Consider the following 16,026-nt stretch of genomic DNA (forward strand, 5'->3'; position numbering starts at 1 on the left):
AAAGGTGCAAGATGGAACAAAGAGAATCGGTTGGCAAAGCAGTAAAGTTTTCAGTGCTGGTAGCAGTTTACAATGCTGTGCCTTATTTGCAAGCTTGCCTCGATTCCATTTTGCACCAATCAGTCGACGACTTACAGATCTTATGTGTCGACGACGCATCGACAGATGATTCAGCTCAAATCCTTTCCGAATATGCCGCGCGCGACAAGCGCGTGGAAGTGATTCGCCTCGACCATAATCAGGGCCAGGCGTCTGCGCGCAACGTGGCACTGACGCGTGCCAAAGGCGAATGGATCTTAATGGTCGATGCTGATGATCTTTTGGGCGAAGATGCGCTGGAAGAAATGGAACGCACGATGAAGCGCTTCCCTTCGGCCGATTGCATCGTCTTGCAATTGGTGCGCTTCGGCGCGGCGCAAGCTACCGAGCGCGAAGACGGGCCGACGCCGGACACGGTGTTTACAGGCGCGGAAGCTTGTCGGGCGGCCATCAACTGGAAACTAAACGGTTTGTATGCTGGGCGGCGCGATTTGTATATGCGTATGCCTTTCGACGATTCAAGTCGGGTTTATAGCGACGACAACACTTCGCGCATACATTATTTATTGAGTCGGCAAGTTGCCGTATCGGCAGGTGAATATCTCTACCGACAACACGAGGCATCGGCTACGCACCGCTTTGATCTGCGCCGTCTGGACTTCTTGGCGGCCAATCGCTCGCTGCGCTCACTCTTAGAGCGTTACCAAGCAAACACTGACATACTGACGGCTTGCGAGGAGCATTGTTGGCGCAACTTTGTCGGCTTGTATCTGCAATTTCGTCGGCAGTGGGCCACGTTTACGCCGCAAGAACATCAACTTATTCGCTTCTCTTTCAAAGAGAGCTTGCAGGCAATGCGTCCGGAGCGTTTACCGTGCGCACTGCGCTGGTCACCAAGTTGGTTGTTTGTGCGTCCTTTTTCGCTCTTTGTCGCCTACCGCCAAGTTTTGAGAGTATTAAAAAAGATACTCAAACCTTTTTAGTTTGCCTCGCCTCAGCCGGAGCAAATATTTGAAGACCGACGTTGAGACCCCATCTTCATAAGTTTACAAAAAGACGCTACTATCCAAGTTTTTCTTCGATTGAACAAAAACGCCACAATCACCGTACAAACAACAATGAAAAATATTTACAGCGAAAAAAGCGAGAGAGAAAGCCTCTTCCGGCTAAGGAGAGAAAATGGCCTCTTATAACATCTTGATTTTCAACTAATAGTAAGTCGTAAAATTCTCTTATAAGAGAAGAAAAATTGTCTTAGGAGACAATTTTTTCTGTCATAGGGAGTGTTTTAATTTTCTCCGCAGAAAGTTTTTACTTTCACCTAAGCAAATTTTTAGGGGGTGCAGAGGTCGGAAAAAACTTGACCGGAAAGGCAAATTTGAAGCATAAGTGAAGCGCAAAAAGAGGTGAAGAAGATAACTGTATTTTCGAGTGGCATCCTTACTCGGAGTAGGTCGAAATATATAGTTAACGTGAGTTCGACGAATTCAGAATAATGCGAGCTTTGTATCAATAGTCCTTTTCAGATTGATGCACGGCTTCTTTGGAAACAGGCAATAGGCAGCAATAGCCCCTAATAAGTTGACGATGAAATTGTCAAAGCATCTATGTCCGGAGTGTTCCACTTGTGCAATGTTCTTAAGTTCATCATTCACCGTTTCTATAATGGCTCTTTCATACCACACTGGTATAGGAAATAGTCTATGAACTAACTATGTAAGACAGAGCTATCCACATTATCTGTCGCGGATTTCCCCTCAATTTAATAATACCTTGTAGTTTCTTTTCCCTATCTGTACAACATAGAACCCTTGGGGCAAGGGAACTTCCATGCGATTAGTCACCTGGCCTTTCCAAACAACCTGTCCATTGATGCCATATACATTGACGAATGCAGGTTCTTGGGCACCGCCTGTTGTCTCAATATACAGCGTGCCAGCCTTTCCGTACACTTTGTATGCATCGGTCGGCATGGTTGGCGTGCTGATGGAAGTCGGCCATTGCCAAGCCTCCAACTCTACAATATTCTTGAACTCCGAAAACACCTCAGAGGCACGGTAGGCATCGGCTGAGCCTTTCGGAACATAGAGGGTGGCTTCATCTGCAGAATGACGGAATGGGAGGTATGAAGACTCGCCTGTCCACTCATTGGTTACAGGTGGTATGGCAGGGCGTGAGTAAACCTTTTGCAAATTACGGTTATTCCAAAATGCATTCCTGCCTATAAAAGTCACACCTGCCGGGATGTCGATGGAATCCAAGGGGGCACTATCGAAAGCGTGTTTCTCAATACGCGTAACCGTGGAAGGAATGTTTATTTTACGGAGTCTGAGGTTCCAAAAGAAAGCTCCTTCGCCAATTCGTGTAATTTTGCCCGGAATATTCACCTCTTCCAAAGCACTGCACCAATTAAAGGCATCATCTCCAATCTCCGTCAATTTATCGGTGAGGATCGTTACTTTGCGCAATCCTGCCATTCCCGAAAAGGTTTGTCGTAAAACTCTTACATTCTTAGGGACAACCGTTTCTTCAATCGTACTAATCCCATAATACGGTGAGCCATCCAATATCTCAACCGTTTCGGGTAAGATTGCCACAGAAGGAGAAACTTCACAGCAGTTTATAAAAATGTTATCATACATTTCCCGAAGTCTGGATGGGATATTCACCTCTTTGAGTTTCCAGCATTCTGCAAATAACATATCATTCATTACTTCAAGATTGTCCGGAAGTCTCACTTTTTCTACTTTTATGCTGTAAAAAAGTAAATTCTCGCCTATTTCCTCCACACTTTCGGGGATAATCAACTCTTTGAGGAGAACATTATAACCAAAAGCATTCTTACCGATCTTTTTTAGTGTCCTAGGCAACTTATAGTCTTTTATGTAACTTCCGTAAAAAGCCTTGTCGGGTAGAGCATCATTCACCAAGCGTGCATCCTCCATGTCCAGATGCCTCAAGCATGTCTTGAGGGTATCCTCTTTCTCCATCGCTATTTTCAGATAACTCTCATCTTTCATGTCTGTGGGCTTTGGAGCAATGGGCCAACACAGGTAGTGAAGGAAGGCGATGTCTCTGTCATTAAGTGTTCCTGTCACCCGAATGCGGGTGAGTTCTTCGGCTCCCGGTCCAACAACTTCCTGCAACGTCCCCGGAGTTTCCACGTGATATTCCTGCGCTTGGGCTGTTATTGTGCATATCAGCAACAATAGCATTGAGTAAAGTTTTGATGTCATGGTTGTTCTCATTAATTAAACGTTATAATGAAACTGTACGTTGTCAAACAAAAGTGCACAACTGCAAATATAGTTATTTACTCTGATATTTCATTGTTTTATTATCAAAAATTCTTTTGTTGATTGAATTTTGCTTTATTATTTCTCTTATCTTTTTGATTGTACTTTCACCTAAGCAGATTTTTAGGGGGTGCAGAGGTCGGAAAAAACTTGACCGGAAAGGCAGATTTGAAGCATAAGTGAAGCGCAAAAAGAGGTGAAGAAGATAACTGTATTTTCGAGTGGCATCCTTACTCGGAGTAGGTCGAAATATATAGTCAAAGATAAGGCGACACAAAACACATTATATATTATTACTTTCCGCTTAAAAAGACGTATGAACTATAAAGGAACATACTTTAAAGAACACTACCCTTCTGTTGGGACACTATCACGCCGAAGCTCAACAGGATAATAGTAGGAAGTAATCTAAAAGGCGGAAAGTTTAAGAATCGACAGTGATATATCTGTAAAAAGTAGAGGGAGACACACTAAGATATTCAATGTGTCTCCCTCTACTTAATCTGTAACTAATTGTCGTATAATCTCTTCCTACGTTTCGCTTGTCATTGATACGCTTTCCACTTTTCCGGTATCTGCAAATCGTAGTTGGGAACAACAAGATGGACGGTATCCGGCAAAAGGCTTTGGCGGAACCGGTTTTTCATATCGTTTCAAATGAGTAGGCTGACCTATTCCCATTGAAGCCAAATTGCTTGAATATTGATTAGGAGGGAAATAAACGAACACTTTCTGCCGTGCCTGTGTCGCCAGTTCTATTGCCGGAACCATATCACTATCGGCAGAAACGACAATAGCCACATCACAATTTTTCTGATAAGCATCAGCAACAATCTGTGTGGCAATCCTTACGTCCGTTTCTTTCTCCTCGTAGGTATGAATGACATTCTTACATTTGAAGCAAGTAATCTCTTTCTTCAAATACTTACCCAAGATTAAACGAAACTTCGGATTTTCCTTATTGGCTTGGAAGAAGGCATTTTGTCTTCTGCTTTGTTCAATATCATCAGGCTTCGCAGAGAAGTATTTTACCGCTATCAATTCCTGATTAGGGCGCATAAAACTCTCAAACAATTTGACTACATCAAGCCAATAATATTTCCGCCATCGTGCAGTAAACTTCAGTCCATAATAAAAGTTGAATCCATCGATATAGACAATAACTCTTTGTTTTTCTTCTGCTTCCATAACTTCCACAAAAAAATAAGCCACCTCGTTATTGAAGTGGCAGGCCTTAGTATTTTCCACCTAAGGGGGGTAATTTGATACAAAGGTAAGTTTTTCTTTTTTCTCTGACAAAACTTTTTAGTAGTTTTTTTATCCCATCGATAAAATATTGATTCGTCATTCTCTGTTGTTTCCTACGATACTATCCTACAAAAGAATCTGAAGCAAGAAGCCAAGTGCCCCAAAAGCAAGAGGCAAAGCGAACAACCAGCAGTGCAGCGGCGGAACGAGGCTGCGATAGGCAACAAAAGGGCGGCGAAACGCCTACACGTTTCGCCGCCTGATACATATGCGCCTTAGCGCTATTTCAGTTTGCTTAAGCTAAGAAGCAGTTGGGCTTCAATTGCTTAAAGAAATCATTGCCCTTGTCGTCCACGAGGATAAAGGCAGGGAAGTCTTCTACTTCAATCTTCCAAACGGCTTCCATTCCTAATTCGGGATATTCTACGCATTCGATACTGCGAATGCTGTGTTGCGAAAGTACGGCCGCCGGCCCGCCAATCGAGCCCAAATAGAAGCCGCCGTGTTTCCGGCAGGCATCTGTCACGGCTTGCGTGCGGTTGCCCTTAGCAATCATAAGCAGTGAGCCACCCTTACTTTGGAAAAGATCGACATACGGGTCCATACGATTAGCCGTAGTCGGCCCCATAGAGCCGCAAGGCATTCCCTTCGGCGTCTTAGCCGGTCCGGCATAAAGTACGGGGTGATCTTTGAGATATTGAGGGATGTCTTCGCCGCGATCCAGGCGTTCTTTGATCTTGGCGTGGGCGATGTCGCGCGCCACAATGATCGTACCGCTCAGACTCAGGCGTGTGCTGACGGGGAACTGCGTGAGTTGGGCCAAGACTTCCTTCATCGGACGATTGAGGTCTACTTTTACGCCGCCGCCTTCGCCGGCTTCGCGTAAAGATTCGGGGATCAAACGCGCCGGATTATCGTCGAGACGCTCGATCCAAAGGCCGTCTTTATTGATCTTACACTTAATATTTCTATCGGCTGAGCAACTTACACCCATACCAATCGGGCAACTTGCGCCGTGGCGCGGCAGGCGAACGACGCGAATATCGTGGGCGAAATACTTGCCGCCAAACTGTGCGCCGAAGCCGATGTTGTGCGCTTCGCGGAGCAGTTCCTTCTCCAATTCTACATCGCGGAAAGCGCGGCCGGTCTCGTCGCCGGTTGTCGGGAGTCCGTCATAATAATGCGTAGAAGCCAGTTTCACCGTCAAGAGGTTGCGCTCTGCCGACGTACCGCCAATGACAAAGGCGATATGGTAAGGCGGGCAAGCAGCCGTGCCTAAGCTGCGCATTTTCTCTACAAGGTAGGGCTTAAGCGTGCCGGGGTTCAAAACGGCCTTCGTCTCTTGATAGAAATAAGTTTTGTTGGCAGAACCGCCGCCTTTCATCACGCAGAGGAAATGGTATTCGTCGCCTTTTCCGGCCTCGATATCGATTTGTGCCGGCAAGTTGCAGCGCGTGTTTACCTCATCATACATATTGAGCGGCGCATTCTGCGAATAGCGCAGATTCTCCTGCGTGTACGTCTCATAAACGCCGCGCGAGATCGCCTCAGCATCGTCGCCTTCGGTCCACACCTGCTGGCCTTTGTCTCCGTGAATGATGGCCGTGCCGGTATCTTGGCAGAAAGGAAGCTGGCCCTTAGCCGCGACTTCAGCATTACGCAAGAAAGTCAGTGCGACATACTTGTCGTTGTCGGAAGCCTCGGGATCGGTGAGCGCTTTAGCCACTTGCTCGTTGTGCTCGCGGCGGAGCATAAAGGCTACATCTCTAAAAGCGTGGCGAATGAGGGTGGTCAAACCTTCGGGCGCTACTTTGAGCATCGGTTTGCCTTCAAACTCGCTTACGCTGACGTGGTCTTTGGTGAGTAAATAATACTCCGTCTCATCTTTGCCCAACTGAAACATCGGGGCGTACTTGAACTCGGGAGTTTGTGCCATAGTTGTTATGTATTATGTATGTTATGTTCGTTGTTTGTATGGGTGGGGGTAGGTGCGAGCTGCTATTTACGAACGCAAGCGCTTTATTCCTCTTCGCTCTTGTTGCTGCGTTTGCGCACGAGGTGGTCGAGAATGATTTTGCGCATACGCATACTCTTGGGCGTCACTTCGACATACTCATCTTCTTTGATGTATTCCAAGGCCTCTTCCAAGGAGAAAATCAGCGGCGGAATGATGCGCGCTTTCTCGTCCGTACCGCTGGCGCGAACGTTCGTAAGCTGTTTGGCTTTCGTAACGTTGACAACCAAATCCTTTTCGTGTACGTGTTCGCCCACGACCTGGCCTGCATAGACCTCATCCTGCGGCGAAGCAAAAAAGCGTCCGCGATCCTGAAGTTTGTCAAGCGCATAAGCGAAGACCGTACCCGTTTCCATCGCGATCATCGAGCCGTTGGTGCGGCGCTGAAGTTCGCCTTTGAAAGGCTGATAAGCTTTGAAGCGGTGCGCCATAATGGCTTCGCCCTGACTGGCAGTCAAGACGTTCGTGCGAAGTCCGATAATGCCGCGCGAAGGTATTTCAAATTCTATATCAACGCGGTCGCCCAAGTTTTGCATAGAGGTCATTTCGCCCTTACGGCGCGTGACCATATCAATCATCTTAGAGGCAAACTCTTCAGGAACGTTGACGGTCAACTCTTCGATAGGCTCGCAGCGCACGCCATCAATCTCTTTATAAATTACTTGCGGCTGCCCTACTTGCAACTCATAGCCTTCGCGGCGCATCGTCTCGATCAAGACGGACAGGTGAAGCACACCGCGGCCGGAAACAATCCATTTGTCGGGCGAAGGTTGCTCGATGCGCAGCGCAAGATCTTTTTCCAACTCGTGTTGCAGGCGATCGTTGATGTGGCGCGAAGTGCAATATTTGCCCTCCTTACCAAAAAACGGCGAATCATTGATCGTAAAGAGCATAGACATAGTCGGCTCGTCGATCGCAATAGGCGCCAAAGGCTCCGGACTATCAAAGTCGCAAATAGTATCGCCGATTTCAAAATTTTCAAGCCCAATAACGGCACAGATGTCGCCACAACCAACGCTTTCAACGCGCCGGCGACTCATTCCCTCAAAGGTGTCCAGCTCTTTGATCTTGACCTTCTCCATAGAACCATCGCGATGAGCGATCGTAATACTAGTGCCGTCTTTAATCACTCCGCGATGCACGCGCCCCACAGCGATGCGGCCCGTATAATTAGAGTAGTCGAGCGAAGTAATAAGCATTTGCAGCGTCCCCTCATTAGCAGGCGGCGCCGGAATTGTATTGATAATCGTATCGAGCAAATAAGTAATATCCTCCGTAGGCCGCTGCCAGTCCTCGCCCATCCAGTTGTTTTTCGCCGAACCATAGACTACGGGGAAGTCCAACTGCTCCTCCGTAGCGTTGAGATCGCACATCAGGTCGAAGACCATCTCGTAAACCTCCTCGGGGCGGCAATTAGGTTTGTCCACCTTATTGACGACGACGATAGGCTTCAAGCCAATCTGCAAAGCCTTCTGCAAGACGAAGCGCGTCTGCGGCATCGGTCCTTCGAAAGCGTCGACCAAAAGCAAACAGCCATCGGCCATATTCAAAACACGCTCTACCTCACCGCCAAAGTCAGAGTGGCCCGGCGTGTCTATGATGTTGATTTTAGTATCTTTATAGTTGATGGAGACATTTTTGGAGAGGATCGTTATGCCTCGCTCGCGCTCCAATTCATTATTGTCTAATATAAGTTCTCCGGTCTGTTGGTTTTCGCGAAAGAGATGCCCGGCCATTAACATCTTATCCACGAGCGTCGTTTTCCCGTGGTCTACGTGGGCAATGATTGCAATGTTTCTAATGTCTTGCATGTAACTTTTTATACCTTTATATCGGCTACAAATTTACTGAAAATGAAAGAAACAGCGAAGTAAGTTGTCGGCTCATTTCGAGCTTTAACAGCTTTTGCGCGGCAAAGTTAGGCTGTCCGTTCGGCCAAAGCTCGCCTTCGTATCGGCGGCGCCGTTCGCCGCGCTTATGAATTAAGTCTGTCTTAGCCCGCCCAAAATGAAAGCCTCCCGCCTCTCAAGCATAGAGAGCGGAAGGCTTATTCGTCTGTTCGGATGGCTAATCCCAAGCCGTTTTCGACTCGATTATTTCTTCACCATCTTCTTACCATTCACAACGTAGATGCCCTTCGGCAGATCTTTCACGTCGGTTTTAAGTTGCACGCCACTAAGCGTATAGATTCCTCGCTTCGCCGCAGCGTCGATGACCGGTGTATGGATGCCGGCCGGGTCGCCAATGATCACTTTGCTCGTGACGATTGCGCCGTTGAGCGCAATGCCGTGTAAATCCGAATCGAATGCTGCTCCCGCGGGCTGGATAATGTCGCAGCCTACCAGCATAACATCGGCAAAATCGCAGATAGAGCCATTCTCTTTTCCTTCCGCCGTCACCGTCGCATTATTGATTGTCAGCGTTTCTCGCTTACCGTCGCTTCCGGCAATAGCATACGTACTGCTCTCTGCATTAACCTTGCAATTGTCTATAACGAGGTTAGTCGCATTGGCATAAAGTGCGCAGTCGAGATTGCTTTTCACGTAAAGCGTACCGCCGCCGGTAATCGTCGTCTGTGCAGCCAAACTGATCGTTGTATATTTTGACGATAGCGCGTTTGAACCAAGAATCTTAATGGTCAAGTCTTCAATGCTCGATGTAATCGCATTGTAATCCTCTGCGTTGATGACAACATCCTGCAAGGTAAGCACCTTGTTTTCCGGATCGAAGCTCACGTTTCCACTCACGCCGGGAAATTCGAAAATATCTTTGTAATTGGCCGAAGTAAGTTTCACACCCGATATCGCCAAACCGAAATCGGTCACAGCTTCAGCTTCGATCACGACAGAGTCGGTCACCAACTGCCCATTGAACGCTACACCAAGCAGCGAAGCATCGTAATCAGCCCCTTCGGGCTTCACGATGGAGCTTCCCTCGAGCGTGAGTTTTTTCAGGCCACACATCGTCGCCTTATCCTTGCCCCTTGCCTTGATCGTGGCGCTGCTGACATTGATCTCTGCGCCGTTGTTGTCAGAACCGAAAGAGCCATCGCAATCGATCACACATCCTTTGAACGTAGCAGCACTGCCTGGTGCAGTATAGAAACCAAAGCTCTTGCCGGAAAGGAAGATTCTTCCGTCGCCGGCAACGGTGAAGTGGGGAGCTTCATTGTGGAGCGCGGTGGCAGAAGTCGTCGTAATCACATTTAAGCCATCCGCATAAACAGCCAAACCGTCAATCATCGACTTGAGGCCCTCACCTTCACCCGTAGGACTGATAATGGCATTCTCCAGGAAGAGTCGCTTTGAGAGTGGATCATACTGAGCTGCCCCATCCGTAATAGGCACGCTTTTGAAGTTTTCGGCTGTTACCTGCGTATCGCCAAGCCAAAGATTAAACTTAGCCGGCTCGCCGTTCTCGGTGATCGTCAGCCTTGCGCCGTCGTTGTTGGCACTTTGCACGATGTGCATCGTAAAGCGATAAGTCTTGCCCGCCTCAAACTCGCAGTCGTCACCTCTGGTCGTTCCATCTGCATCGCCGGCAATCCATATTTTCTGATTGGCCTGTGGTGCTACGATGCAGAAATCGTAGATGCCGGCCGGAATCTCGATGTAATCCTCACCATCCATCACCATATATTGAGGCGTCGTAGACGGATCGGCATTGGCCGGAATCTTATACTCAAAGTCCTTAAAGAGGTCGGTCGGCGGATTATTATTGTCCCATATCGGTCCGGAGGTGGGAATGACACCGCCATAGAGATTGTGGTCGGCATCGAATAGCATCTGATAGCCGCTTCCGTCGCCCCAGACGTTGTGTGCCTCAAGAATGATCCTTGCCATACCCGGCGCTTGTGCCCGAGCGGACGGCGAGAGTGCGAACATGACAACGAGTAGTGCGGCTGCTGCCGCATACGTGTGCTTGCGTAGTCGTTTGATCATAATAAATCGTGCCTCTCCGTTAAAACTCTCTTTGAGAGTCATGCCGTATCAGAGACTCGGGCATTAAGGTTGAATGGTTGCTGCCTGTTGGCAGGGTTATTGGTCACATTGACAAAGTTATCTTAGGCCTTCCTTGAAAAAGCGCTTCCATAGAAAACGCTTTCTCCGGCTTAGGTCGAAAAAGATCTTACGCATTTCGTCTTTTTACACATGATTAAACTTATTGATCATTGCCAAGATTCGAGTGGAAACAAAGCACGCAAACAAAATGATGAACTGCGCGATATTTCGCCTTATGCCATTTATCGCCGCAAGATACTATCATATTACTGCGAAGCGCTTTATGATTCTTTCAATCGCAAAGCTAAAAATATAAATTGTCACAGACCACTTTTTCGCCCGATTATTTTCAAAGCATTCGCCTTAAAGCGTATTGTTCAGGCTATCGGCTTGATTTAGTTGGCGAAAAGCCCTTTCATAGACAGGTCGCTTATACCCTATTCGCGCGTGCATCGGCCTGTGTAAGAACAAGGTCTGCAAGCGTTTTACTTTCAGGGCGAATCAAGCTGACGATCTGACTTTTTCGTCACCTACTATTCCTTGCTATCTGAAAAGAAAAGCACCATTTTTACCTTTAACCGTAGCCGCAACAGTCATACAAAAGGATCTGTCATCATAGATTTAGGCTTGACTATGCCACAACGGAGCGTCAGCGCAGCGCCTACTTACCGGTGCAGCGGTGGCCGTTTTCTGTACACGCAACAAGGGGGCGCGGCCATCGCCCAACTTTGTGCGTGAAAACTCCCCCTATGGGAAGAAAAAGTCCCACCTATGGGGAAAAAAATTCCCCTTAGGGTAACAAAAATTCCAACCTAAGGGAATTTTTTCCAACACGCTGCGGCGAGGTAGCAACAAGGGGGCGCTGTGTAATGTCCTAGAATTAGTTGACAACTTTGGTTCTTAATTTCATTCTTCTTTGACAAGTTTATTTGCTAAGTTCAGCAAGGCTTGTCGTGTTCTTTTCTTAACTCATCCAAGGCTAAGGGCTGCCGATGCTTTCTTCCTTTTTTTGAGGCAGAAAGCACAAAAAAAGTCCGACTTCAAGAGGAAGTCGGACTTTGTATAAGGTTTGAGCTATCTTACTTAGCCTGCAAACGGATCGTGTTATCGACCTTCTGCACCGGCATCAGTTTGCCGAAAGGCTGCGTCGGGCCGTTGTAAGTGGTCGTAACGATGCGGGTAGCTGCCTTAACCGTCTTGGGCAGACCGCCGGGCTGGCTGGGCGTCGTAAATTGCTTGCTGGCCAAAGGACCCCATTCGTCTTTCGTATTCTTCGCAATTGAGAAGGCAATGTAAGTCTTGTTGGGCTCTGCATTCCATTTCACGTCGTCAACACCAAACTGATCCCAGTAAGGATCTTGCGGATGATCTTCCTTGAGCAGCTTCAGCACGTAAGCCTCGCCTTTGTCTGCTTGATCGTAAACTTCCTTGTCCATAATGATATCGCGGTGGAGCGAAGATTGATCGTTGGGCGTGTAGATTACGCGCTGCCAGTAGCCTTCTGAAGTGCCGCCAAACTCTTTGATCTCTATTTCTACCTTAGCAACACCTTCGCCGCCGAGCTTCTTCGTCGTAGCATAGACGATCTCCATATCAGCGTAAGTTTCATTTACGTCCCAAGGCAATGCATAGATTTCATATTCCGTGTTGGGTTTCAAGCCATTCCACGTGATGTTTTCCTCGCCTACGTGATTCTTTCCGCTAAAGCGTCTGATCATATCGCCCATATTGGCAAAGCCCATCATAGGACCCCATTGCTCAAACTGCGCTTCAGCTTGACCTTTCTCGAAGAGACAAACGCCATAACCGGCTACGTCGGAGTTGGGCGTAAACTTAACCGTCAGGTTGTCCGTCTTCGTTTCAACTACCGTAGCGGTAATCTTCGGCGAGCCTACAAGCGTCTTGCGGGGCGTAGTGAAGTCGACGCGTTGCGCCGTGCAAGCGATGCCATACTTATCGTAAGCGGCAACGAGAATCGTATAGTTGGTATTGTCTTTCAACTTGCCGATACCCGTCATCTGCGCATTGGTAAAGTCTTCTGTAAAGAGCGGATTGTTGCTGCGCTCAACCATCGCGATGTACTGCATTTCGTTTCCGAGTTTGTCTGCCAACACTTTGGGGACGATACTAAAACGATAGCCATGGCAATCAGCGCTGCGCTGGAAAGCTGCCCAGATCGTATCGCCGTCAACGCCTGCACTATACTTTAAGAACTTGGCTTCTACGCTAACCGGCCCGGTAATTTTTACGAAGTCGATGCTGTCAACGCGCTCCACGAGGTAACCTTTGACATTGCCGTTTGTTTCGTGAATGAGCACACGAGTGTTATTGTTCTGCGCCCAAGCGAAGAGGGACGCAGCTATGAAGGTAAAAAGGAATAATAGGCGTTTCATTTTTTCAAGAATTTGAATGTTTGATTATTGACTTTGAGAACATAAGCACCTGCACTGAGGCGACTGATATCAATCGTGCGTGCAGTCCAATGCTTATTGCTCATCACGAGGCGACCGCTCGGATCGAAGAGCATAAAGGACGCGTTCGTCAGCGCGTCAGCACCTTTTAGGGTCAGCGTCTGCCCGTCGTTGAGCAGTTGCCAGCCATTTTTGCCCACCTCAGTGGTGGGAGAGATGCCCGTACTGGTCTCGAAATGGAGACGGCGGGTATCGTCGTACTTGAAATTAGCCATTGACGCATCTTGACCAACAACCGTAAACTGATCTTCGGAGAAAATCAGCTTCTTCAATTGGCTCAGATCATACTGCGTCTGTGCGCCGTTCTTCATCTGCACGACAAGGCGGTCTTGGGCTTTAAGGCCGACAGCCATCCATGCAAACAACGAAAGCGCGATCAGGAATCGGCAGTTACGTTTCATGAATTCTTTATTTTTAGAAATGAATTGTTACGCCGCAAAGATAAGACTTTAAGGACTAAAACAAACTATATATATGTATTTATTTAGGAGAAGGGGCTTGTATTCTGCATAGGTCGTCCGGGTTTATAACCTTTCGCTTGCGCAGGGCCGCTTGAGAGGAGGCGAGGGGCTAAGGCTGCGCTACGCGAGGAGGGGTGCGGCTGCGTAGCACCATATATATAATGTGTGGGGCGATCGGTGGGCGCGACAGCGCAAAAGCAAAGCAGCCGGGCATCTCGCGGGATACTCGGCTGCTTGTAGTATTGTGTTCGCTTAAAATCAGAAGAGGTAAGCGGCTTGTACTTGGAAGGTGTTGGCGCGGAAGGAATAAGTACCGGCACCATAGGTCTTCGCATATTTGCCCAACATAATATTGTAGCCAACACCCAACTCAACGTGGCCGAGCAACTTAACACCAGCGCCGATATTCCAACTGACGTTCATATTCTCACGCTTTAAGACGTCGGTTACACGACCTTCGGTAATATCGGATAGGCCCCACTTGCAATTGCCAATATTGAAGCCAAACTGCGGGCCGGTTGAAGCGTAAACGGCAGCGAGCGAACTTAAACCTAAAGTATAGCGGAAGTTAACAGGAACTTCCACACTGCGGAAAGTCTTAGAAGTATGGTCGGTCAAGCTCAAGCGGCGCTGGTTGTAGAGCAGGGCTACATCGCCACCAAAACCGAGGAAGTTGAAGTTCATCTTCGGACCTACATAGAAACCATAACGATTCTGCGGGTCTGTAAACTGCTTCAAGTTCTTGCTCACACTGAGCTTACTCAAATTCATACCGGCTTCGAGACCAAATTCAATGCCGGCTTTGGCCGGTTGCGCAATGCCGAGCGTCAGCATTACAGCAAAAATCAAAAGAGACTTTTTCATAACGCAGTATATATAAAAGTGTACTTATTTAGGGGAAGATATAATGACGCTCCACCCAATAGTAGGCGATGCCGGCTAAGTAGCCAACTAAAGCTACCCAAGAGATGCGCTTCATATACCAACCGAAGGAGATATTCTCTAAGCCCATCACGACAACGCCTGCAGCAGAACCGATGATCAACATAGAACCACCGACGCCGGCACAGTAAGCGAGCAATTGCCAGAATACGCCATCGACGGCCATATCGCCTGATGGCGCAATGGGGTACATACCCATACAGCCGGCTACGAGGGGCACGTTGTCGACAATGCTGGAAGCTACACCGATAATACCCGTAACGAGGTAGTGGTTGCCGCCTGAAGCGCCGTCGAGCCAAGAGCCAAGGCCGTGGAGCACGCCAATCTCTTCGAGACAAGCTACGGCCATCAAAATACCGAGGAAGAAAAGAATCGTTGACATATCCAAGCGTGAAAGGAGTTTGGTCACACGCTTCTTCATACCATCAGAGATGTTGTGCTTATTGCGATAGAAGAGCTCGGTCGTAAGCCAGAGTACACTCAAGACAAGCAAGATGCCCATAAAAGGAGGAAGGTCGGTCAAGTAGCGGAAGATGGGGACGAAGAGCAAACCACCTACGCCAAGGAAGAAGACTATCTTACGCTCCGCAGCCGAGAAGTCGAGCGAGTCGCCTTCAGTAGCAGCTTGCGCCTTGGATAGTTCGCCTTTGAGCGACATTTGGAGTATTAACGTGGGAATAATAGCCGAGATCAGCGAAGGAATGAAGATCTCCTTCATTACGCCGGCCGTCGTGATCGTGCCTTTGATCCAAAGCATAATCGTCGTAACGTCGCCAATCGGCGAGAAAGCACCACCGCTATTGGCCGCAATAACAATGAGCGAGGCATAAATAAGGCGGTCCTTATGGTCGCTGACGAGCTTACGCAAAACCATAATCATCACGATACTCGTAGTAAGGTTGTCGAGCGCAGCTGAGAGGAAGAACGTCATAAACATAATCTTCCAGAGCAGTTTTCGCTTTGAGCGAGTTTCTAAGGCGTCGCGCACAAAGTTGAAACCACCATTAGTATCTACAACTTCTACGATGGTCATTGCGCCCATTAGGAAGAAGAGCGTCTCCGCCGTGCTACCTAAATGGCCTTGCAAGATCTCACTTACAGCTTGACCTACGCCCGCTGCTCCGCCTTGATAGTCGGCGTGCATCGCAGTAAGATAGCTGAGCGGATCAATCATATATAAGACCCAAACGCCCACGCACATAAGAAGTGCAAACGCCGCTTTGTTAACTCTCAAACTGTGCTCAACGGTAATACCTAAGTATCCGAGAACAAAAGTTGACACAATAGCTATGGTTAATGTACCCATTATATTTGATTGGTTAAAATCTGCGTGCAAAGAACAAGAAAAAAAATCAGAAGACCAAATTCCTATCCGTTTTTTGCCTAAAAATACGTATCTTCGCACCGATTTCATCGCGATAAGCTGTGCTTACTGCATCAATTTGCAGTTCTTCCCTTTACCGGCAATGATTTTGCAAGGCGCTCCTTAAGCCTTTACCGGAAAAGGCAAAGATGCGATAAGCTCTCCGGCTTCGAGAAGAAGTTTTAGAAGTA

10 protein-coding genes and 2 pseudogenes are annotated in these 16,026 nt (G+C 47.9%); 2 read left to right on the top strand and 10 right to left on the bottom strand.

All coding sequences use genetic code 11. The features are described 5' to 3' along the window. The first annotated feature begins 11 nt into the window (after nt 1-11). Complete coding sequence (locus GCWU000325_RS08360) at nt 12-1,022, top strand: glycosyltransferase family 2 protein (protein WP_006255970.1); 1,011 nt, start codon at nt 12-14, stop codon at nt 1,020-1,022. A 504-nt stretch (nt 1,023-1,526) separates the two neighbouring features. Here the strand turns inward: GCWU000325_RS08360 and GCWU000325_RS11605 are convergent. From GCWU000325_RS11605 to GCWU000325_RS08385, 6 genes and pseudogenes are all read right to left on the bottom strand, one after another. Beyond that, nucleotides 1,527-1,715 (bottom strand): annotated as a pseudogene (locus GCWU000325_RS11605) (transposase); the annotation flags it as partial. 81 nt (nt 1,716-1,796) lie between these two features. Continuing rightward, complete coding sequence (locus tag GCWU000325_RS08365; RefSeq protein WP_040599555.1) at nt 1,797-3,275, bottom strand: leucine-rich repeat domain-containing protein; 1,479 nt, start codon at nt 3,273-3,275, stop codon at nt 1,797-1,799. Nucleotides 3,276-3,880: 605 nt separating this feature from the next. Then, nucleotides 3,881-4,523 (bottom strand): annotated as a pseudogene (locus GCWU000325_RS08370) (NYN domain-containing protein). A gap of 355 nt (nt 4,524-4,878) precedes the next feature. Next, on the bottom strand, nt 4,879-6,519 hold the full coding sequence (locus tag GCWU000325_RS08375; protein ID WP_006255978.1) for a fumarate hydratase: 1,641 nt from the start codon (nt 6,517-6,519) through the stop codon (nt 4,879-4,881). Between the two features lie 83 nt (nt 6,520-6,602). After that, nucleotides 6,603-8,408: a translational GTPase TypA gene (typA, locus tag GCWU000325_RS08380; RefSeq protein WP_006255979.1), complete on the bottom strand. Its 1,806-nt coding sequence runs from the start codon at nt 8,406-8,408 to the stop codon at nt 6,603-6,605. Nucleotides 8,409-8,690: 282 nt separating this feature from the next. Next, nucleotides 8,691-10,538 (bottom strand): DUF2436 domain-containing protein, encoded by a 1,848-nt coding sequence (locus GCWU000325_RS08385; RefSeq protein ID WP_040599744.1) that lies wholly within the window; start codon nt 10,536-10,538, stop codon nt 8,691-8,693. 210 nt (nt 10,539-10,748) lie between these two features. On the opposite strand from GCWU000325_RS08385, the gene GCWU000325_RS08390 reads away from it, so the two are divergent. Beyond that, a complete protein-coding gene (locus GCWU000325_RS08390) occupies nt 10,749-10,997 on the top strand; it encodes a hypothetical protein (RefSeq protein WP_006255982.1) in 249 nt (82 codons plus the stop codon). A 680-nt stretch (nt 10,998-11,677) separates the two neighbouring features. Here GCWU000325_RS08390 and GCWU000325_RS08395 read toward each other — a convergent pair. The 4 genes from GCWU000325_RS08395 to nhaD all read right to left on the bottom strand — a co-directional run bounded on the left by GCWU000325_RS08395 (nt 11,678) and on the right by nhaD (nt 15,778). Further along, entirely contained in the window at nt 11,678-12,991 is a 1,314-nt protein-coding gene (locus GCWU000325_RS08395; RefSeq protein ID WP_006255985.1) for a hypothetical protein, read from the bottom strand. Continuing rightward, nucleotides 12,988-13,470 (bottom strand): T9SS type A sorting domain-containing protein, encoded by a 483-nt coding sequence (locus GCWU000325_RS08400; RefSeq protein WP_006255986.1) that lies wholly within the window; start codon nt 13,468-13,470, stop codon nt 12,988-12,990. The genes GCWU000325_RS08395 and GCWU000325_RS08400 overlap by 4 nt, the downstream gene beginning before the upstream one ends. Before the next feature lie 318 nt (nt 13,471-13,788). Continuing rightward, entirely contained in the window at nt 13,789-14,394 is a 606-nt protein-coding gene (locus GCWU000325_RS08405; RefSeq protein ID WP_006255987.1) for a porin family protein, read from the bottom strand. Nucleotides 14,395-14,422: 28 nt separating this feature from the next. Beyond that, on the bottom strand, nt 14,423-15,778 hold the full coding sequence (gene nhaD, locus GCWU000325_RS08410; protein ID WP_006255988.1) for a sodium:proton antiporter NhaD: 1,356 nt from the start codon (nt 15,776-15,778) through the stop codon (nt 14,423-14,425). Nucleotides 15,779-16,026 lie beyond the last annotated feature (248 nt).

Source organism: Alloprevotella tannerae ATCC 51259 (genome assembly GCF_000159995.1).
In the GTDB taxonomy this organism is placed as follows: Bacteria; Bacteroidota; Bacteroidia; order Bacteroidales; family Bacteroidaceae; genus Alloprevotella; species Alloprevotella tannerae.

Bases quoted from the DNA above. Each gene is read 5' to 3' on its own strand.
- GCWU000325_RS08375 (WP_006255978.1), bottom strand. From the start codon at position 6,519: ATGGCACAAACTCCCGAGTTCAAGTACGCCCCGATGTTTCAGTTGGGC.
- GCWU000325_RS08365 (WP_040599555.1), bottom strand. From the start codon at position 3,275: ATGACATCAAAACTTTACTCAATGCTATTGTTGCTGATATGCACAATA.
- GCWU000325_RS08360 (WP_006255970.1), top strand. From the start codon at position 12: ATGGAACAAAGAGAATCGGTTGGCAAAGCAGTAAAGTTTTCAGTGCTG.
- nhaD (WP_006255988.1), bottom strand. From the start codon at position 15,778: ATGGGTACATTAACCATAGCTATTGTGTCAACTTTTGTTCTCGGATAC.
- GCWU000325_RS08395 (WP_006255985.1), bottom strand. From the start codon at position 12,991: ATGAAACGCCTATTATTCCTTTTTACCTTCATAGCTGCGTCCCTCTTC.
- GCWU000325_RS08385 (WP_040599744.1), bottom strand. From the start codon at position 10,538: ATGATCAAACGACTACGCAAGCACACGTATGCGGCAGCAGCCGCACTA.
- GCWU000325_RS08400 (WP_006255986.1), bottom strand. From the start codon at position 13,470: ATGAAACGTAACTGCCGATTCCTGATCGCGCTTTCGTTGTTTGCATGG.
- GCWU000325_RS08405 (WP_006255987.1), bottom strand. From the start codon at position 14,394: ATGAAAAAGTCTCTTTTGATTTTTGCTGTAATGCTGACGCTCGGCATT.
- GCWU000325_RS08390 (WP_006255982.1), top strand. From the start codon at position 10,749: ATGATTAAACTTATTGATCATTGCCAAGATTCGAGTGGAAACAAAGCA.
- typA (WP_006255979.1), bottom strand. From the start codon at position 8,408: ATGCAAGACATTAGAAACATTGCAATCATTGCCCACGTAGACCACGGG.